The 18013-nt window shown below is 59.9% G+C and carries 19 protein-coding genes; 14 read left to right on the forward strand and 5 right to left on the reverse strand.

The features are described 5' to 3' along the window. Positions 1-81: 81 nt before the first annotated feature. From DCO47_RS12765 to DCO47_RS12780, 4 genes are read left to right on the forward strand one after another with little or no spacing between them, the layout of a single operon-like run. On the forward strand, positions 82-954 hold the full coding sequence (locus tag DCO47_RS12765) for a hemin ABC transporter substrate-binding protein (RefSeq protein ID WP_083353581.1): 873 nt from the start codon (positions 82-84) through the stop codon (positions 952-954). Positions 955-1004: 50 nt separating this feature from the next. Further along, on the forward strand, positions 1005-1988 hold the full coding sequence (locus DCO47_RS12770) for an iron ABC transporter permease (protein WP_165839207.1): 984 nt from the start codon (positions 1005-1007) through the stop codon (positions 1986-1988). Next, positions 1988-2755: a heme ABC transporter ATP-binding protein gene (locus DCO47_RS12775; RefSeq protein ID WP_116658207.1), complete on the forward strand. Its 768-nt coding sequence runs from the start codon at positions 1988-1990 to the stop codon at positions 2753-2755. The genes DCO47_RS12770 and DCO47_RS12775 overlap by 1 nt, the downstream gene beginning before the upstream one ends. Before the next feature lie 19 nt (positions 2756-2774). Continuing rightward, positions 2775-3623: a ChaN family lipoprotein gene (locus DCO47_RS12780; protein WP_116658208.1), complete on the forward strand. Its 849-nt coding sequence runs from the start codon at positions 2775-2777 to the stop codon at positions 3621-3623. 232 nt (positions 3624-3855) lie between these two features. Here the strand turns inward: DCO47_RS12780 and DCO47_RS12785 are convergent, their stop codons facing one another. From DCO47_RS12785 to DCO47_RS12800, 4 genes are all read right to left on the reverse strand, one after another. Beyond that, the gene (locus DCO47_RS12785; RefSeq protein WP_116658209.1) at positions 3856-4650 is read right to left on the reverse strand and encodes a Crp/Fnr family transcriptional regulator; all 795 of its coding nucleotides are present in this window, start codon (positions 4648-4650) and stop codon (positions 3856-3858) included. 15 nt (positions 4651-4665) lie between these two features. Further along, positions 4666-4938, reverse strand: a complete 273-nt coding sequence (locus DCO47_RS12790; RefSeq protein ID WP_016773175.1) for a TfoX/Sxy family protein — start codon at positions 4936-4938, stop codon at positions 4666-4668. Between the two features lie 288 nt (positions 4939-5226). Further along, positions 5227-5571, reverse strand: coding sequence for a pentapeptide repeat-containing protein (locus DCO47_RS12795; RefSeq protein ID WP_064364141.1), 345 nt, complete (start codon positions 5569-5571; stop codon positions 5227-5229). A gap of 91 nt (positions 5572-5662) precedes the next feature. After that, positions 5663-7219: a bifunctional aminoglycoside phosphotransferase/ATP-binding protein gene (locus DCO47_RS12800; RefSeq protein ID WP_116658210.1), complete on the reverse strand. Its 1557-nt coding sequence runs from the start codon at positions 7217-7219 to the stop codon at positions 5663-5665. A 116-nt stretch (positions 7220-7335) separates the two neighbouring features. Between DCO47_RS12800 and mrcB the strand changes: the two genes are divergently transcribed. From mrcB to DCO47_RS12815, 3 genes are read left to right on the forward strand one after another with little or no spacing between them, the layout of a single operon-like run. Continuing rightward, positions 7336-9660: a penicillin-binding protein 1B gene (mrcB, locus tag DCO47_RS12805; protein ID WP_042610453.1), complete on the forward strand. Its 2325-nt coding sequence runs from the start codon at positions 7336-7338 to the stop codon at positions 9658-9660. Positions 9661-9676: 16 nt separating this feature from the next. Further along, positions 9677-10423: a M48 family metallopeptidase gene (locus tag DCO47_RS12810; RefSeq protein ID WP_116658211.1), complete on the forward strand. Its 747-nt coding sequence runs from the start codon at positions 9677-9679 to the stop codon at positions 10421-10423. After that, the gene (locus tag DCO47_RS12815; protein WP_064364144.1) at positions 10423-10758 is read left to right on the forward strand and encodes a YqcC family protein; all 336 of its coding nucleotides are present in this window, start codon (positions 10423-10425) and stop codon (positions 10756-10758) included. The genes DCO47_RS12810 and DCO47_RS12815 overlap by 1 nt, the downstream gene beginning before the upstream one ends. Positions 10759-10899: 141 nt before the next feature. Here the strand turns inward: DCO47_RS12815 and DCO47_RS12820 are convergent, their stop codons facing one another. Next, the gene (locus DCO47_RS12820; RefSeq protein ID WP_042610450.1) at positions 10900-11316 is read right to left on the reverse strand and encodes a DUF4124 domain-containing protein; all 417 of its coding nucleotides are present in this window, start codon (positions 11314-11316) and stop codon (positions 10900-10902) included. A gap of 398 nt (positions 11317-11714) precedes the next feature. On the opposite strand from DCO47_RS12820, the gene DCO47_RS12825 reads away from it, so the two are divergent. From DCO47_RS12825 to DCO47_RS27045, 7 genes are all read left to right on the forward strand, one after another. Further along, a complete protein-coding gene (locus DCO47_RS12825; RefSeq protein ID WP_065616944.1) occupies positions 11715-13439 on the forward strand; it encodes an acetolactate synthase 3 large subunit in 1725 nt (574 codons plus the stop codon). A 2-nt stretch (positions 13440-13441) separates the two neighbouring features. After that, positions 13442-13933: an acetolactate synthase small subunit gene (ilvN, locus tag DCO47_RS12830; RefSeq protein WP_003176102.1), complete on the forward strand. Its 492-nt coding sequence runs from the start codon at positions 13442-13444 to the stop codon at positions 13931-13933. Positions 13934-13979: 46 nt separating this feature from the next. Beyond that, a complete protein-coding gene (gene ilvC / locus DCO47_RS12835) occupies positions 13980-14996 on the forward strand; it encodes a ketol-acid reductoisomerase (RefSeq protein WP_003228216.1) in 1017 nt (338 codons plus the stop codon). 148 nt (positions 14997-15144) lie between these two features. Continuing rightward, positions 15145-16002 (forward strand): CDP-diacylglycerol--serine O-phosphatidyltransferase, encoded by an 858-nt coding sequence (gene pssA, locus DCO47_RS12840; protein WP_016773182.1) that lies wholly within the window; start codon positions 15145-15147, stop codon positions 16000-16002. A gap of 63 nt (positions 16003-16065) precedes the next feature. After that, complete coding sequence (gene msrP, locus DCO47_RS12845) at positions 16066-17079, forward strand: protein-methionine-sulfoxide reductase catalytic subunit MsrP (RefSeq protein ID WP_064364145.1); 1014 nt, start codon at positions 16066-16068, stop codon at positions 17077-17079. Further along, entirely contained in the window at positions 17079-17702 is a 624-nt protein-coding gene (gene msrQ, locus DCO47_RS12850) for a protein-methionine-sulfoxide reductase heme-binding subunit MsrQ (protein WP_042610447.1), read from the forward strand. The genes msrP and msrQ overlap by 1 nt, the downstream gene beginning before the upstream one ends. 68 nt (positions 17703-17770) lie before the next feature. Next, entirely contained in the window at positions 17771-17950 is a 180-nt protein-coding gene (locus DCO47_RS27045) for a hypothetical protein (protein ID WP_165839206.1), read from the forward strand. Positions 17951-18013 lie beyond the last annotated feature (63 nt).

Genomic DNA, 18013 nt, shown 5'->3' on the forward strand with positions numbered 1-18013 from the left:
CCCAAAGGGAGTCTGGCTGTTGTCGAGGATACTTGGCTCGCTGCGCCGATGCCCGGGAAACCTTGTTCAAGGAAGCTGTATATGCGCCTGAAAACCCGCGTTGCCATGCTGTGCGTCGGCCTTTTTCTCAGCCATCAGACGATCGCGGCGGATTTACCGCAACGCTGGGTCAGCGCCGGTGGGGCACTGTCGGAATGGGTCAGCGCGTTGGGCGGCGAGTCGAAGCTGGTGGGAGTCGACACCACCAGTCAGCATCCGCAATCGTTGCAAACGCTGCCGAGCATTGGCTATCAGCGCAGCCTGTCAGCGGAAGGCATCTTGAGCCTGCGCCCGGACATTCTCATCGGCACTGAAGAGATGGGGCCGCCACCGGTTCTGGCGCAAGTCAAAGCGGCCAAGGTGAAAGTCGAGTTGTTCTCGGCGCAGCCGGATCTGCCGACGCTGGAAAAGAATGTCACTCATCTCGGGCAGTTGCTCGGTGCGCAAGCGAAGGCGGCGCAGTTGCTGCAGACTTATAAACAGCAACTTCAGGCGCAGGCTGCCCGCGTTGCCCAAGTGCAGACCACACAGAAAGCCCCAGGCGTCCTGCTATTGCTCGGGCACGCCGGTGGCAAGCCGTTGATCGCCGGCAAGGACACCGCCGCCGATTGGCTGCTGCAGCAGGCCGGCGGGCACAACCTTGCAACGCATACCGGCTACAAACCGTTTTCCGTGGAATCCCTCGCCAGCCTCGATCCGCAAGTGCTGGTGTTCGCCGACCGTGCGCTGAGCGGTGAGGCGGCTAAAGCTGCGTTGTTCAAGGAAAACCCTATTCTCAATTCCAGCCGTGCGGCCAAGGCCGGACGCGTGATGGAGCTGGACCCGACGCTGCTGGTGGGTGGGCTTGGGCCGCGTCTGCCGGCCGCTTTGCAAACCCTGACTGACGGTTTCTACCCGGCCAAGGACGGCCAATGACCACACTGGTCAAACCCCGTGGCTTGTTTATCGGCCTGACATTGCTGTGTCTGCTGGCGATCTGGCTGTCGCTGGCGCTGGGGCCGGTGAGCCTGCCGCTAGTGGATACCTTGCGCGCCGCGTTGCGTCTGATTGGCGTGCCGTTGGCGCCGGAAGGGCTGGAGCAGGCCGAGCTGATTCTCGGCCAGATTCGCCTGCCGCGAACCTTGCTCGGGTTGGCGGTCGGCGGCGTGCTGGCGCTGTCCGGGGTAGCGATGCAGGGTTTGTTTCGTAACCCGCTGGCCGATCCGGGGTTGGTCGGGGTGTCCAGTGGCGCGGCACTCGGCGCGGCGATTGCGATTGTCGGCGGCTCGTTCTTCGGCGGCCTGCCGGAGTGGTTCGGCCCTTACCTGTTATCGGTGTGCGCGTTTCTCGGCGGGCTCGGGGTCACGGCGCTGGTCTATCGGCTGGGCCGGCGCAACGGTCAGACTCACGTTGCAACAATGTTACTGGCGGGTATCGCGCTGACGGCGCTGGCCGGTTCGGCGGTAGGGCTGTTCACTTATCTGGCCGATGACGCCACGCTGCGCACCCTGACATTCTGGAACCTGGGCAGCCTCAACGGCGCCAGCTATGCGCGGCTATGGCCTTTGCTGATCATTACCATCGGCGTGGCGCTATGGCTGCCGCGTCGGGCCAAGGCATTGAATGCCTTGTTGCTGGGTGAATCCGAGGCCGGGCATCTGGGCATCGATGTCGAACGGCTCAAGCGCGAACTGGTGTTCTGCACCGCGCTGGGTGTCGGCGCGGCGGTGGCGGCGGCAGGCATGATCGGCTTCGTCGGGCTGGTCGTGCCGCATCTGGTGCGCCTGCTGGCCGGTCCCGATCATAAGGTGCTGCTGCCAGCCTCGGTCCTGGCGGGTGCGAGCCTGTTGTTGCTTGCCGATCTGGTGGCGCGCCTGGCGCTGGCGCCGGCGGAGTTGCCGATCGGCATTGTTACCGCGTTTATCGGCGCGCCGTTCTTTCTTTATCTGCTGTTGCGAGGGCGTGCCTGATGTTGTCTGCGCACAATCTGCACGTCCGCCGTGGCCGCAAAGCAGTGCTCAGTGGGGTCACGCTGCAACTCGAACCCGGTGAAGTGCTTGGCGTGCTGGGGCCGAACGGCGCCGGCAAAAGCACATTACTCGGCGCCCTGTGCGGAGAATTGCTCGCCAGTGACGGCAACGTTTCGCTCGACGAGCAGGCGTTGAGTCACTGGAGCGGCACGCAGCGGGCACAACGACTGGCGGTGCTGCCGCAGGTTTCGACACTGGACTTTGCCTTCGCCGTTGAAGAGGTCGTCGGCATGGGCCGTTTGCCCTACCTGACCGGGCGCAGGCGTGATGACGAAATTGTCGCGGCGGCGCTGGCCGCTGCCGATGCCGGGCACCTGAGCGGGCGCAGTTATCTGGCATTGTCCGGTGGCGAGCGTCAACGTGTGCATCTGGCGCGGGTGCTGGCGCAACTCTGGCCAGGGCAGGTCGGGCAAACCTTGTTGCTCGACGAACCGACCTCGATGCTCGATCCGCTGCATCAGCACATCACCCTGCAAGCGGTACGCGAGTTTGCCAATCGTGGCGCGGCGGTGCTGGTGATCCTGCATGATCTGAATCTGGCGGCGCGCTATTGTGACCGGGTGTTGTTGCTGGAAGAGGGGCGTCCGGTCGCGCTGGACACTCCGCAGCAGGTGCTGCGCCCGGATACGCTAAAAGCGGTGTTCGGCCTGGAGGTTTTGGTGCAACCGCACCCGGAGCGTGGGCATCCGCTGATCATCGCCCGCTGATCAATCATCGAGGTGTCGCATGCGTGGATTGTGGTTGTGGGCGCTGGTGTTGCTGGCAGGCTGTCAGCACGTGGTGGCTCCGCCGGTGAGCGGTGAAATCCGCGATCTGCGCAGCGGCGAGATGCTCACCGCGCAGCAACTGCTGACCCGCCTCGCTGAAACTGAGCGCTTGATCATGGGTGAGCAGCACGACAACGCCGATCATCATGCCGCACAGTTGTGGCTGTTGCAGTCGCTCGGCGAGCAACGCGCGCAAGGCAGCCTGCTGCTGGAAATGCTCACGCCGAATCAACAAGCGAAAGTCGATGCGCTGCGCCAGTCGAAATCTGTTCCGGCAGATCTGCCTGTTGCATTGGCCTGGCAGGATGGCTGGGACTGGAATCTTTACGGGCCTATCGTGCGCTTCGCCCTGACGCAGCCGTATCCGCTGCTGGCGGCCAATCTCGACGACAGCGACATCCGCGCGTTTTATCGAAATCCACCTGCTCTCGACGGCCCGCGCAGTAATGCGCCGGCGGTGAAAAACACCTTGCTTGGACAAGTCAGTGAATCTCACTGCGGCTTGTTGCCCGAATCACAGATGCCGGCGATGTTGGCGATTCAGCAACAGCGTGATCGACGTATGGCCGAGGGAATGCTGACGGCACCGACCCCTTCGATCCTGCTGGCCGGCGCCTGGCATGCGCGCAAGGATGTTGGCGTGCCGCTGCATTTGCTGGATCTCGGCGCTGGCAAGCCACCGATCGTATTGATGCTCGCCGAGCAGGGCGATGCGGTCACGGCAGCGATGGCCGACTATGTCTGGTACACGCCGGCGACGCCGAAGCCCGATTACTGCGAGCAGATGCGCCAGCAATTCGGCAAATGACTTTTCTGCGGGCAAAAAAAGACCCGGTAAAAACCGGGTCAAATAACCGTGATTAGCCTGATGAGGAGATAATCTGAGAGTCCGAACCAAGGGCTTTTCAGAATATCGACTGATCTCGCGATCAGTTGTGATAATCATAGCGATTCTCATTACCGAGTCAACCGCTGTTTTTGCAAATCTGTAATTAAGTTTTTCGAGCGGCCGTGAGGCTCCATAAACAAAGGGCTTCGCGCTAGGTGCGATGCGTCGTCAACTGAGTGATCTGTCGATTCAATTGGCCGATCCGTCGAGCCATCCCTTCGATCAGGCTGTGAGCGATCTTCGGATTGCTGCGGGTCATGCTCAAAAATTGATCACCGGGAATCAGCATCACTGTGCTTTGTTCGCGCGTCACCACCGTGGCATTGCGCGGCTCGCCAGTGAACAACGCCATGGCGCCGAAAATCTCGTCCTTGGGCACCTCGCCGACCTTGTGTCCGTCGACGAATGCCTCGGCGTGCCCGTCGATGATCACGAAGACATGATCCGCTGCATCGCCCTGGTGAATCAGGACGGCGCCGGCTTCAACGCGTTTGAAGCCGTTGGTGCTGCGAAACTCGCGCGGTTTCAGCTCCGCCACCGCGTGGGCGAGCAGCGCCATTTGCCCGAGCAGATAGCTCAGCAGCTGCTCCGCTCGATCAGGGTCGGCATACAAATGCTGCAGCACTTCAGCGCGCCGATAAGGCAGCAGCCGCACAGTCCCCTCGCTGCGCAAGCGGCAGTCGCTCCATTGCTCGCCACGTTGCAGACCGAGCAGATCACCTTCCTGCCAGTAGAACAGCGCACGGCCGGCGATGCAGCCATGTACCACGCCCTCGCTCAGCAGAAACAACTGGTCGCCAGCCACCTGTGCAAACAGGTCATCTGTTGCCTGCAGCTCAATAACCGGCGCGCATGGCGACAGCTCCTGCAGCCATTGCCCGGGAAGATTCTGTAAACGATTGATCAGTGCGTCGGCGGGCGCCGATTGTTCCCCCAGCAAATACATGGCGTCAGCGCCTGCTCAGTTTTTGTGGCGCGCAGAAATGGCTTCGAGCTGCTTGTTCAAGGCGTCCTTGCGCTCGGCGGGAATGTCGTTCCAGTGCACGTCCATCAACGCGCCCTCGATCGCATACAGCAACACCTTCGACGCGCGAAACCCGCGGGTGCGCACGGCGCGATAGGCATCCACCGCACCGAGGCGACGCAAGTCCGAGGCGCTGTGGATGCCCACGGCATGCAGCCATTGCGCCGATGTCTTGCCAAGATTTTTCAGGTGTTGCAGTTCATCATTCATCAAGCCTCCTTGCGACGGCCGAATGGTGCGTGGGCAAGCTTCTCAGGAGTGTAGCCATCAGTAGGAAAAGCGTGGTTGTTTGGTCGGAATCGACGCAAAAGCTTCTAAGAAAGGCGGGTGAAAGACCTGCGAATGCAGGAGGAGGGGGGTAATGCATACAACTGTAGGAGTGAGCCTGCTCGCGATGGCGGTGTAGCAGCCGACATCCATTTTGAATATCAGTCAGCTATCGCGAGCAGGCTCACTCCTACAGGGGGAGGATGTTGTGTCAGGGGCTGCCGATGAATATCAGCGAGTGCGATACCGCAACCGCGTGCCGAAATTCATCGACATCAGGATCTCGTCAGCACTCAGCTCCGGCGGAAAGTACGCCCCGGAAATCTGCGCATGGGCCAGGCTGGCGCCTTCGAGCGAAGCCTTGCGAAAGTCGATGCCGCGCAGATCGGCGGAGCGGAAGTACGCATCGCGGAAATCCACGTTATCGGCGTTCAGTTCACGCAGGTCCAGACCACGGAAGTCGCCGCCGACCATGTCGATCAGGCCATCCTGTGGACGTTCGTTGTTGAAGCCTGCGACATCATCTTTGTGCAGCAGGGCGTAAAGCGGAGTGTCGAGCAGTTTCGGCTGGCTCATGTCAGATCACCTGTTGGTTTTATGACGCCAGTATAGTGCCACTATTTGACGGCCGTGAAGCGAGCGAGGGCTTCACGGCCGAAATAGTTTTTTACAGACCTGGCAGGCGCTGACGGATCTGCGCGACCACGGTGTCCAGCGTCCCGGATTCATTGGTCTGCACGCGTTTGCTGCGCAGGATTTCTTCCGGCGTCAGCGCTTCGCGGTTGGCCTGCTGCGCTTCGATGACTGCGAGGGTGGCGTCGGACGGATCCTTTTTATCGGCCTGACGCACCGCCAGCCAGCTTTCGATCACGGCTTGCGGGGCGTTGCAGTCGAGGATCAGGAAGGGCGTGCCGGTGGCTTCGGCAATCTTCGCTGCGTTGTCGCGCTGCTCACGCTTGAGATAGGTCGCGTCAATCACTACCGGGAAACCGGCGTGCAAGATGACCTCGGCGATCTCATGCAGGCGCGCGTAAGTCGCGGCGCTGGCGTCGGCGCTGTAAATGCCTGCCTGCACATCGTTGGCAACGCTCTGCTCACCGAACAGGCGCTTGCGCTCGACATCCGAACGCAGGCGAATCGCGCCCAGCGCTTCCACCAGGCGCATGGCCACGTGGCTTTTACCGACGGCGGAAACACCGTGGGTGATGGCCATGAAGCGCGAAGGAATGGTGCTGTAGCTTTCTGCCAGGTTGGCGTAGTTGCGGTACTGGCGCAGGGTGGTGGCGCGCTGCACGGCAGTCGCATCCGCCGGCATGCTGAACAGCGCCACTTTGGCGCGCACTAGAGCGCGGTAGGCTTTATAGAAGTTCAGCACTTCCAGGCCCTGATAGTCACCGGTCAGTTCCAGGTATTGGCTGATCAGGCGACGCGCCAGCGATTTCAAGCCGCGGTCTTCCAGGTCCATCGCGAGGAAGCCGGTATCGGCCCAGACGTCAGTGAAACGGAATGGCTCGTTGAATTCGATGCAGTCGAAGATCACCACATTGCCGTCGATGACCGTGGCGTTGCCCAAGTGAATATCACCGTGGCATTCGCGGGTGAAACCTTGCGCCTTACGCTGGGCGAATAACGGCTTGAGGCGTTCGAAGCTGCTTTCGGCCCAGGCTTTCAGTGCTTCAAGTTGCAGCAGGTCGTTCTTGTCGCTGAGGAATGGCAGGATCTGCTCGAAGTTTTGCGCGACCGGCGCCATCACGCTGTCCGGCGTGCCGGCGTCGTGTTCGGCCGGGACTTTCGGGGCATTGAGATGGAAATGGGCAATCTGCTCAGCCAGGGCATCGATGTGCTGAGTGGTCAGTTCGCCATTGGCTTGCAGCGTGCTGAGCAACCCGCTCTGCGGGAACTGGCGCATTTTCAGCACATATTCGATGGCCGGGCCGTCGCCACCGAGTTGCGGGGCTTCGATGCTGCCGGTGACTGGCAACACGTCCAGATACAAATCAGCGGTCAGACGCTGGTTGAGGCGCAGCTCTTCCGCGCAGAAATGCGCGCGTGCGTCGAGGCTGGTAAAGTCGAGAAAGCCGAAATTCACCGGTTTCTTCACTTTATAGGCAAAGGGGCCGGTGAGGATCACCCACGAGATGTGGGTTTCGATGACCTGAAATCCTTCGACGGGATGCGGGTAGAGGGCCGGGTTTTGCAGGGCAGCGATCAGGGACTGGCTCACGGGCGATCCTTCAGAGGCGGGGGAATTCGAGGCGGCCATTATGGCTGCTTGCCCGCCTGACGCAAACCTCCGCGCGTGCCTGTTGAGGATCGATAAAGTGCGTATAATCCGCCGCCATGACTCGATCCCGATCCCCCCGTACCAAGAAAAAACCACCAGCCAAGGGCCTCAGCCCATGGTTGAGCTGGGCCATTAAACTCAGTCTGGTCGGCCTTGTGGTGCTTGCCGGCTTCGCCGTTTACCTCGATGCCGTGGTGCAGGAGAAATTCTCCGGCAAGCGCTGGACCATCCCGGCCAAGGTGTATGCGCGCCCGCTCGAGCTGTTCGTCGGACAGAAGCTCAGCAAGGACGATTTCCTCACCGAACTCGATGCCCTCGGCTATCGCCGCGAAGCCGTGAGCAATGGCCCCGGTGCCGCCGCCGTCAGCGGCAATACGGTCGACCTGAACACCCGTGGCTTCCAGTTTTATGAGGGGCTGGAAAAACCGCAGCCGGTGCGCGTGCGTTTCTCCGGCGATTACGTCGCCGAGCTGTCCGCGACCAACGGTTCGAAGCTGTCGGTGGTGCGCCTCGAACCGCTGATGATCGGCGGCATTTACCCGAAAAATCTTGAAGACCGCATCCTGATCAAGCTCGATCAGGTGCCGCCGTACCTGCTGGAAACCCTGATCGCCGTGGAAGACCGCGATTTCTATAGCCATTGGGGCGTGTCGCCGAAATCGATCGCGCGCGCGGTGTGGATCAACACCTCCGGCGGCAGGATGACCCAGGGCGGCAGTACGCTGACGCAGCAGTTGGTGAAGAACTTCTACCTGACCAGCGAACGCAGCCTGACCCGCAAGCTCACCGAAGCGATGATGGCGTTGCTGCTCGAACTGCATTACAACAAGCAGGAAATCCTTGAGGCCTACCTCAACGAAGTCTTTGTCGGCCAGGACGGTCAGCGGGCGGTGCACGGTTTCGGTCTGGCCAGCCAGTTCTTCTTCGGCCAGCCATTGTCCGAGCTGAAACTGCATCAGGTCGCGTTGCTGGTCGGCATGGTCAAGGGGCCGTCCTACTACAACCCGCGGCGTAACCCGGAGCGTGCGCTGGAGCGGCGTAATCTGGTCCTCGATGTGCTGGCGCAGCAAGGCGTGGCAACTGCCGAACAGGTCGAAGCAGCGAAGAAAATGCCATTGGGTGTAACCACCCGCGGCAAGCTCGCCGACAGCTCGTTCCCGGGCTTCATCGACTTGGTCAAACGTCAGTTGCGCGAAGACTATCGCGACGAGGACTTGACCGAAGAAGGCCTGCGCATCTTCACCAGTTTCGATCCGATCCTGCAGATGAAAGCCGAAGCTTCGGTCAACGACACGTTCAAACGTCTGGCCGGGCGCAAGGGCTCCGATGACGTCGAGGCGGCGATGGTCGTGACCAACCCGGAAACCGGTGAAGTCCAGGCAATGATCGGCAGCCGTCAGGCCAGTTACGCCGGTTTCAACCGCGCACTCGATGCGGTACGTCCGATCGGCTCGCTGATCAAACCGGCGGTGTACCTCACCGCGCTGGAGAAACCGAGCCAGTACACGCTGACCAGTTGGCTGTCGGACGATCCGTTGTCGGTCAAAGGCGCCAACGGTCAGGTGTGGAAGCCGCAAAACTACGATCGCCGTTCCCACGGCACGGTGTTCCTCTATCAGGGTCTGGCGCATTCCTACAACCTCTCGACTTCGCGTCTGGGCCTGGAAGTCGGCGTGCCGAACGTGCTGAAGACCCTCGGTCGCCTGGGCGTCACCCGTGAATTCCCGGCGTTCCCGTCAATGCTGCTCGGTGCCGGCGGCATGACGCCGATCGAAGTGGCGACCATGTATCAGACGCTGGCCAACGGTGGTTTCAACACGCCGATGCGCGGTATTCGCAGCGTGCTGACCGCCGAGGGCGAGCCGCTCAAGCGTTATCCGTTCCAGATCGAACAGCGTTTCGATCCGGCTTCCATCTACCTGATCCAGAACGCCATGCAGCGGGTGATGCGTGAAGGTACCGGCAGTTCGGTTTATAACGTGCTGCCCAAAACCCTGACGCTGGCGGGCAAGACCGGTACCAGTAACGATTCGCGCGACAGCTGGTTTGCCGGTTTCAGTCAGGATCTGCTGGCGGTGGTCTGGCTCGGTCGCGATGACAACGGCAAGACGCCGTTCACCGGTGCCACTGGTGCGCTGCAGGTCTGGACCAGTTTCATGCGCAAGGCCGATCCGCTGCCGCTGGACATGCCGCAGCCGGACAACGTCGTGCAGGCCTGGGTCGATTCGCGCACCGGCCAGGGTTCCGATGCCAACTGCCCCGGCGCGGTGCAGATGCCGTATATTCGCGGCAGCGAGCCGCCACCCGGCGCCGCGTGTGCAAGCGAAACACCTGCCTCGCCGGAGTCGGTGATGGACTGGGTCAAGGGCTGGATGAATTAAGCAAAGAGGGTTTCAAGTGAACAAGTGGTTGATTCCAGCGGTGACCGCCGTGGCTTTGCTCAGCGGCTGCTCCACCGTACAGCGTGGTTCGATTCCCGTGGTGGATTCGGGCACAGCCGTGTCCAACAGTGAACGCATCGGCGCCAATGGCGGTTTCCGCCAGACCACGGTCAAGCGCCCGGCGCAGGGCCAGACTCAGGCGATTCCGCAGGGCGATACCGGCGTGGTGGTGATGGTGCCGGGCGGCGGTGCTGCGGTGTCGACACCGATCAGCTCTTCGCCGATCGTCCCGGGCCCGGCCTCGGGCGGTATCACATCGGGGCCGTATAACCCGTCGGCGGTTGAGTCGGCACCGATCAATTCCGGCAGCTACAACATGCCTTCCACGCCAAGTGGCATTCCTTCGGCCAGCAGTGGCGGCCTGTCGGCGGATGAGCAGCTGGACGGCCCGGTGCTTGCCTTGCTGACCACCGCGCAACAACAGCAGGCCGGCGGCGACCTCAACGGTGCCTCTTCCAGCCTGGAGCGGGCGCAACGTGTCGCCCCGCGAGAGCCGCAAGTACTGTACCGTTTGGCGCAGGTGCGCATGGCCCAGGGCGATGCCCCGCAAGCCGAGCAGTTCGCCCGTCGCGCGCTGACCATGGCAAATGGTCGTCCGGATCTGCAAGCCAGCCTGTGGGAAATCATCGCCCAGGCACGTGAGAAACAAGGCGATGCCGCCGGCGCTGCTCAGGCCCGTCAGAAGGCCAAGGTTTCCCTGTGATGGACGCGCGCTTCCCGAAAATAGCCGATCATCTGTTGCTGATAGAGCGAGAACTGCGCGCTTTGGGCTGGTGGGATGAGGTCGAACCGTCGGCCGAGGCCCTGAGCAGTGTCGAGCCGTTTTCGGTCGACACGCTGGACTTCGAGCAGTGGCTGCAATGGATCTTCCTGCCGCGCATGAAGATGATCCTCGAACAGGACCTGCCGCTGCCGAACGCCTCGGGCATTCAGGAAATGGCGGAAATGGTCTTCGCCCAGCGCAACCTTGGCGGCAAGGATCGTCAGTTGCAGGTGCTGCTCAAAGAGTTCGACCTGCTGATCACCGCTTCGCGCTGAATACGGTTGTGCAGGAGCTGCCGAAGGCTGCGATCTTTTGATTTTGCTGTTGAAGTGCAAGATCAAAAGATCGCAGCCTCGTTCCACTCGTCAGCTCCTACACAGCTCCTACACAGCTCTCACACAGATCCGGTAGAGTGCCTACGAACAGTTCTCGGCAATCTGCTTCTGCGCTTCGACGATGCGCTCCTGACGCTGCGCGTCGTCGAGCCGCCGCACATCCCCCTCGACTTCCTCACGCAAGCGCGGATTGTTCTGCAATTGCGCGAGATTCGTGCGAGCCTGCTCGCAGAACGCCTTGAGTTGCGCCTGCTGCTCGGCGACCTGTTTCTTCACCTTGGTATCAATCGCCTTCTGATCGCCGAGCACGCCACCCCCCGGCATCGGCGCAGCTTTCGGCGTGGGCGAGGAGGGCGTCTGTACGGTCGTCGACGATTGGCCCTGCGGCGGCTGCGCATCGAAATGCGTGACACCTTGGGCATCGACCCATTTGTAGATTTGAGCAGCCGAGCACCATGGGCTGAGGCCGATCAGCAGAGTGAGGAGGAGCGTTCGCATGCTGATTCCTTGGTAAAAATGCGCAATTGACGCTAACAGAGTAGCGCTTTTCAGGTTTTTTCTTGCGTTCTCATGTGCTTACCCACAATTAACCCAACAGACGACTTGACTTGCAGAGGGCGAAACAGAAGAATCCAAAGTCCGCTGTAGAGGGACTGCCAGAAGCAGACCCACTCGGTAGATCATGAGGCGCACATCCGCGCCGACCTGTTACACCCGCAACGCGTTACCTCGCGCTGGGTGGGAAAGGCCCGCAACACTTGGGACGATCCCAATACTTGCTCAGTCAGTGCTGACGTAGTCGGCGACCACCGTCGCTCATGCTCTGCCGAGAAGTAAACCTATTAAGACCCGCCCCTTTTTGTGGACGGTATTCTGGCGTTTTAGAGGTGAACAACGTGGAGCTTTTATCTGGCGGTGAGATGCTCGTCCGCTTTTTGCGTGACGAAGGCGTCAAATATATCTACGGGTACCCGGGTGGTGCTCTCCTGCATGTTTACGATGCCCTGTTCAAAGAACCGGAAGTGACCCACATCCTGGTTCGTCACGAACAAGCGGCGACCCATATGGCTGACGGCTACGCCCGTGCCACCGGTAAAGCCGGCGTAGTATTGGTGACATCCGGTCCAGGCGCCACAAACGCCATCACCGGTATCGCCACCGCCTATATGGACTCGATTCCGATGGTGATCATTTCCGGTCAGGTGCCAAGCACCATGGTCGGCACCGACGCGTTCCAGGAAACCGACATGATCGGTATCTCCCGGCCGATCGTGAAGCACAGCTTCATGATCAAGCACGCCTCGGAAATCCCGGAAGTCATGAAGAAGGCGTTCTACCTGGCGCAATCCGGTCGTCCGGGTCCGGTCGTGGTCGACATCCCGAAAGACATGACCAACCCGGCCGAGAAGTTCGAATACGTTTTCCCGAAAAAAGCCAAGCTGCGTTCCTACAGCCCAGCCGTTCGCGGTCACTCCGGGCAGATTCGCAAAGCAGCGGAAATGTTGTTGGCAGCCAAGCGCCCAGTGCTGTACTCCGGCGGCGGCGTCATCCTCGGCAACGGCTCAGCGCAGCTGACCGAGCTGGCAAAAATGCTCAACCTGCCGGTAACCAATACCTTGATGGGCCTGGGCGCTTTCCCTGGCACTGACCGTCAGTTCATCGGCATGCTCGGCATGCACGGCAGCTACACCGCGAACCTGGCGATGCACCATGCCGACGTGATCCTCGCGGTCGGCGCACGCTTCGACGATCGGGTGATCAACGGCCCGGCCAAGTTTTGCCCGAACGCCAAGATCATCCACATCGACATCGATCCAGCGTCGATCTCCAAGACCATCAAGGCCGACGTGCCGATCGTTGGTCCGGTCGAGAGCGTCCTGACCGAAATGGTCGCGATTCTCAAGGAAATCGGCGAGACCCCGAACAAGGAGTCCGTGGCCAGTTGGTGGAAGCAGGTCGATGAATGGCGTGGCGATCGCGGCCTGTTCCCTTATGAAAAGGGCGACGGCAGCCAGATCAAGCCGCAGACCGTGATCGAAACCCTCTGCGAAGTGACCAAGGGCGACGCCTTTGTCACCTCCGACGTGGGTCAGCACCAGATGTTCGCTGCGCAGTACTACACCTTCAACAAGCCTAACCGCTGGATCAACTCCGGTGGTCTGGGCACGATGGGCTTCGGTCTGCCAGCCGCGATGGGCATCAAGCTGAGCTTCCCGGACGACGATGTGGCCTGCGTCACCGGCGAAGGCAGTATCCAGATGAACATCCAGGAGCTGTCGACCTGCCTGCAGTACGGCTTGCCGGTGAAAATCGTCATCCTCAACAACGGTGTGCTGGGCATGGTTCGCCAGTGGCAGGACATGAGCTACGGCAGCCGTCACTCGCACTCCTACATGGAATCGCTGCCTGACTTCATCAAGCTGGCTGAGGCCTATGGCCACGTTGGCGTACGCATCACCGAATCGAAAGATTTGAAGTCGAAGATGGCTGAAGCGTTTGCCATGAAGGATCGCCTGGTGATCATTGATGTTGCAGTCGACACCAGCGAGCACGTCTACCCGATGCAGATCAAAGACGGCTCCATGCGCGATATGTGGCTGAGCAAGACGGAGCGTACTTAATCATGCGGCACATTATTTCCCTGCTTCTGGAAAACGAACCCGGCGCTCTGTCTCGCGTAGTCGGCCTGTTCTCGCAGCGCAACTACAACATCGAAAGCCTGACCGTGGCCCCGACCGAAGACCCGACCCTGTCGCGTCTGACGCTGACCACCGTGGGCCACGATGAAGTGATCGAGCAGATCACCAAAAACCTGAACAAGCTGATCGAAGTGGTCAAGCTGGTGGACCTGTCGGAAAGCGCTCACATCGAGCGCGAACTGATGCTGGTCAAGGTCAAGGCCACTGGCGCCCAGCGCGCCGAGATCAAACGCACCACCGATATCTATCGTGGGCAGATCGTTGATGTCAGCGCCAGCGTGTATACCGTTCAGTTGACCGGTACCAGCGACAAGCTCGACAGCTTCATTCAGTCCATCGGCACCGCATCGATTCTGGAAACCGTCCGCAGCGGCGTGACCGGCATTGCTCGCGGCGACAAAGTACTCAGCATCTAAACCAAATTAGCGCATGGCCTGAACGGCCGGATATAAGGGGAAATTCATGAAAGTTTTCTACGATAAAGACTGCGACCTGTCGATCATCCAGGGCAAGAAAGTTGCCATCATCGGTTACGGCTCCCAGGGTCACGCTCAAGCGTGCAACCTGAAAGACTCCGGTGTCGACGTTACCGTCGGTCTGCGTAAAGGTTCGGCCACCGTTGCCAAAGCCGAAGCTCACGGCCTGAAAGTGACCGACGTGGCCTCTGCCGTAGCTGCTGCCGACCTGGTCATGATTCTGACCCCGGACGAATTCCAGTCCTCGCTGTACAAGAACGAAATCGAGCCGAACATCAAGAAAGGCGCCACCCTGGCCTTCTCCCACGGCTTCGCGATTCACTACAACCAGGTTGTTCCGCGTGCCGACCTCGACGTGATCATGATTGCGCCGAAAGCCCCGGGCCACACCGTACGTTCCGAGTTCGTCAAAGGCGGCGGTATCCCTGACCTGATCGCGATCTACCAGGACGCCTCGGGCAATGCCAAGAACGTAGCGCTGTCCTACGCCGCTGGCGTGGGTGGTGGTCGTACCGGCATCATCGAAACCACCTTCAAGGACGAGACCGAGACCGACCTGTTCGGCGAACAAGCCGTTCTGTGCGGTGGTACCGTTGAACTGGTAAAAGCCGGTTTCGAAACCCTGGTTGAAGCTGGCTACGCGCCGGAAATGGCCTACTTCGAGTGCCTGCACGAACTGAAGCTGATCGTAGACCTCATGTACGAAGGCGGTATCGCCAACATGAACTACTCCATCTCCAACAACGCCGAGTACGGCGAGTACGTAACCGGCCCGGAAGTGATCAACGCCGAATCCCGTCAGGCCATGCGCAACGCCCTGAAACGTATTCAGGACGGCGAATACGCCAAAATGTTCATCAGCGAAGGCGCAACCGGCTACCCTTCGATGACCGCCAAGCGTCGTAACAACGCCGCTCACGGTATCGAAATCATCGGCGAGCAACTGCGCTCCATGATGCCGTGGATCGGTGCCAACAAGATCGTCGACAAAGCCAAGAACTGAGTCGTCGTCCCTTGTACGAAAAACGCGGCCTCGGCCGCGTTTTTTCGTTTGGGCCGGTGCTTCTGGTATAAAGCTGCATCGTTTGTGGCCGAACTGTCGTCCTCAAGCATCTGTCGAATTTTTTCCAAACCGTTGCAAGGTAATGTCCATGAGCGAACGTCCCGAAGAGCCGAACAAGGCTTCCGACGCCGAAAGCCTGCTGCCCATCGATGAACACATCGAAGAAGGGCACGACGCTGAAGGTCGCAAAGTCCGGCATCGTGGTATCTATCTGCTGCCGAACCTGTTCACCACTGCCAACCTGTTCGCAGGCTTCTACTCCATCATCAACTCGATGAGCGCCCAGGCCGCCCTGAGTGCCGGTGACTCGGTGAATGCGAGCAAGTACTTCGCTTTCGCTGCGATCGCGATCTTCGTCGCGATGGTGCTGGACGGCCTCGATGGCCGCGTGGCGCGCATGACCAATACGCAAAGTGCCTTCGGCGCCGAGTACGACTCGCTGTCGGACATGGTCGCATTCGGTGTCGCGCCGGCATTGCTGGCCTTCGGTTGGGCATTGGGCGACATGGGCAAGGTTGGCTGGATGGTCGCCTTCATCTATGTGGCGGGCGCAGCGTTGCGTCTGGCGCGCTTCAACACTCAGGTCGGCACGGCGGATAAACGCTACTTCATCGGTCTGGCCAGCCCAGCGGCGGCAGGCGTGGTGGCGGGCATTGTCTGGGCGTTCAGCGATTACGGCATCCAGGGTTCGAAGATGTCGTTCCTGGTCGCGCTGATGGTTGCGGCCGCCGGCATGCTGATGGTCAGCAACATCAAGTACAACAGCTTCAAGGAGCTGGATCTGAAAGGTCGCGTGCCGTTCGTGGCGATCCTGGCGGTGGTGCTGGTATTCGCTGTTGTGTTCAGCGATCCGCCGCGCATTCTGCTGCTGGTGTTCCTCGCTTACGCGGCGTCCGGCCCGGTGCAGTACCTGTTGCGTCTTCGTCGTCACAAAAACGCCGAGTGATGTAATTTCGCGCATACTCCGCAGTCTATGGGTGCACCTGTCCTCCAAAGCTGCGGAGTTGTCATGTTGATCAAGATCCCCAAAGCATCCGACTGCCATGAGTCGGATGTCACGCCTGAAGCCATTTATCTTTCCCGTCGCCAATTGCTCGGTGCTACCGCTGCCGGTATTGCCGTAAGCAGCCTGCCGCGCTGGGCGAGTGCCGCTGATGCCCCTCGCTACTCTGATGTCGAATCCGGCAAGGCGCCGGCCTGGTTTGCCGAAAAGCTTCCTTCTACTCAGTGGGGGGCGGTCGACGTCAAGGACGAGGCGATCACGCCTTATAAAGACGCCACGCACTACAACAACTTCTATGAGTTCGGTACCGGCAAGGGCGATCCGGCTTCGAATGCGGGCGACCTGAAAACCGAACCCTGGAGCGTAGTGATAGACGGGGAGGTGGGTAAACCGGGGCGCTACGCACTGGAAGACTTCATGAAACCGTATCAACTGGAGGAACGTATCTATCGACTGCGCTGCGTCGAGGCGTGGTCGATGGTCATACCCTGGATCGGCTTTCCCATTTCGGCCCTGCTCAAACAGGTCGAGCCGACCTCCAAAGCGAAGTACATCCGCTTCGAAACCCTGCAGGATCCCAAGAGCATGCCCGGCCAGCGTTCCGGTTTTGCCCTGATCGATTGGCCATATGTCGAAGGCTTGCGTCTGGACGAGGCGATGAATCCTTTGGCGATCCTCGCGGTGGGCATGTATGGCCGCGAACTGCCGAATCAGAACGGCGCCCCGTTGCGTCTGGTGGTGCCATGGAAGTATGGCTTCAAAAGCGTGAAATCCATTGTGCGTATCAGTCTGGTCAGCGAGCAGCCGAAGACCACTTGGCAAAGCATCGCAGCCGACGAGTATGGCTTCTACGCGAATGTGAATCCGACGGTCGACCATCCACGCTGGACTCAAGCTCGCGAGCGGCGCTTGCCAAACAGTCTGTTCAAACCGAATGTGCGCGATACGCAGATGTTCAACGGCTACTCGGATGAAGTCGCTTCTTTATATACAGGGCTCGATCTGCGGAAGAACTACTGATGCGCTATCCGTTCTGGCGAGTGGGCGTTTTCATTGCTGCGGCCATCTGGCCGTTGCTGTGGTTCTATCAGGCGTTCGCCGATCTGCTCGGGCCTGATCCGGGCAAGGTGCTGGTCGATCGTCTTGGACTTGGCACGCTGGTGTTGCTGTTGATCACGCTGAGCATGACACCTCTGCAAAAGCTGAGCGGCTGGGCGGGGTGGATTGCGGTTCGCCGGCAGTTGGGGCTTTGGTGTTTTGCCTATGTGACGCTGCATCTGTTCAGCTACATGGCGTTTATCCTCGGATTCGACTGGTCTCAGCTGGGCGTGGAGCTGCGCAAGCGGCCATACATTATTGTCGGTGCACTGGGCTTTCTCGGCTTGCTGATATTGGCGGTGACGTCGAATCGCTATAGTCAGCGTCGGTTGGGTGCTCGCTGGAAGAAGCTGCATCGTCTGGTTTACGTGATTCTCGGGCTCGGTTTGCTGCATATGCTGTGGATCGTGCGGGCTGATCTGGAGGAGTGGACGATTTATGCCTTTATAGGCGCGGCGCTTTTGCTGCTTCGTCTGCCGCCGGTGACCAGACGAATCCCGCGTTTATTGGGCAAAAAGCAGAATCTGCAAGAAAAGCGAAATTAACGGTTGACGGCAGATTCCAGAGGTCTATAATTCGCCCCACTTCCGGCGCAGTCGAAACGGAAAACTCCTTGAGATTCAACGAGTTATACGGTTTTCGACAGCGGCTTGCTTCAGATCATCGAAGCCTGGAAGGAGTTGAAAGAGCAGTGATGTTTGGCTCTTTTAATGGTTCGATCTTCTCGGTCGAAAGCGGAGAAAAAGAGGTGTTGACAGCAGCGATTAACGCTGTAGAATTCGCCTCCCGCTAACGAGAGATCGGAAGCGCAAGTGGTTGAAGTTGTTGAAGAATTCTTCGAAAACTTCTGAAAATA

It is taken from the genome of Pseudomonas sp. NDM (genome assembly GCF_003105095.1).
GTDB classification, from domain to species: domain Bacteria; phylum Pseudomonadota; class Gammaproteobacteria; order Pseudomonadales; family Pseudomonadaceae; genus Aquipseudomonas; species Aquipseudomonas moraviensis_A.

What these genes read in the sequence shown, in the direction of transcription:
- DCO47_RS12765 (WP_083353581.1), top strand. Translation starts at nt 82, where the DNA reads ATGCGCCTGAAAACCCGCGTTGCCATGCTGTGCGTCGGCCTTTTTCTC.
- DCO47_RS12775 (WP_116658207.1), top strand. Translation starts at nt 1,988, where the DNA reads ATGTTGTCTGCGCACAATCTGCACGTCCGCCGTGGCCGCAAAGCAGTG.
- DCO47_RS12780 (WP_116658208.1), top strand. Translation starts at nt 2,775, where the DNA reads ATGCGTGGATTGTGGTTGTGGGCGCTGGTGTTGCTGGCAGGCTGTCAG.
- DCO47_RS12785 (WP_116658209.1), bottom strand. Translation starts at nt 4,650, where the DNA reads ATGTATTTGCTGGGGGAACAATCGGCGCCCGCCGACGCACTGATCAAT.
- DCO47_RS12790 (WP_016773175.1), bottom strand. Translation starts at nt 4,938, where the DNA reads ATGAATGATGAACTGCAACACCTGAAAAATCTTGGCAAGACATCGGCG.
- DCO47_RS12795 (WP_064364141.1), bottom strand. Translation starts at nt 5,571, where the DNA reads ATGAGCCAGCCGAAACTGCTCGACACTCCGCTTTACGCCCTGCTGCAC.
- mrcB (WP_042610453.1), top strand. Translation starts at nt 7,336, where the DNA reads ATGACTCGATCCCGATCCCCCCGTACCAAGAAAAAACCACCAGCCAAG.
- DCO47_RS12815 (WP_064364144.1), top strand. Translation starts at nt 10,423, where the DNA reads ATGGACGCGCGCTTCCCGAAAATAGCCGATCATCTGTTGCTGATAGAG.
- DCO47_RS12820 (WP_042610450.1), bottom strand. Translation starts at nt 11,316, where the DNA reads ATGCGAACGCTCCTCCTCACTCTGCTGATCGGCCTCAGCCCATGGTGC.
- ilvN (WP_003176102.1), top strand. Translation starts at nt 13,442, where the DNA reads ATGCGGCACATTATTTCCCTGCTTCTGGAAAACGAACCCGGCGCTCTG.
- ilvC (WP_003228216.1), top strand. Translation starts at nt 13,980, where the DNA reads ATGAAAGTTTTCTACGATAAAGACTGCGACCTGTCGATCATCCAGGGC.
- pssA (WP_016773182.1), top strand. Translation starts at nt 15,145, where the DNA reads ATGAGCGAACGTCCCGAAGAGCCGAACAAGGCTTCCGACGCCGAAAGC.
- msrP (WP_064364145.1), top strand. Translation starts at nt 16,066, where the DNA reads ATGTTGATCAAGATCCCCAAAGCATCCGACTGCCATGAGTCGGATGTC.
- msrQ (WP_042610447.1), top strand. Translation starts at nt 17,079, where the DNA reads ATGCGCTATCCGTTCTGGCGAGTGGGCGTTTTCATTGCTGCGGCCATC.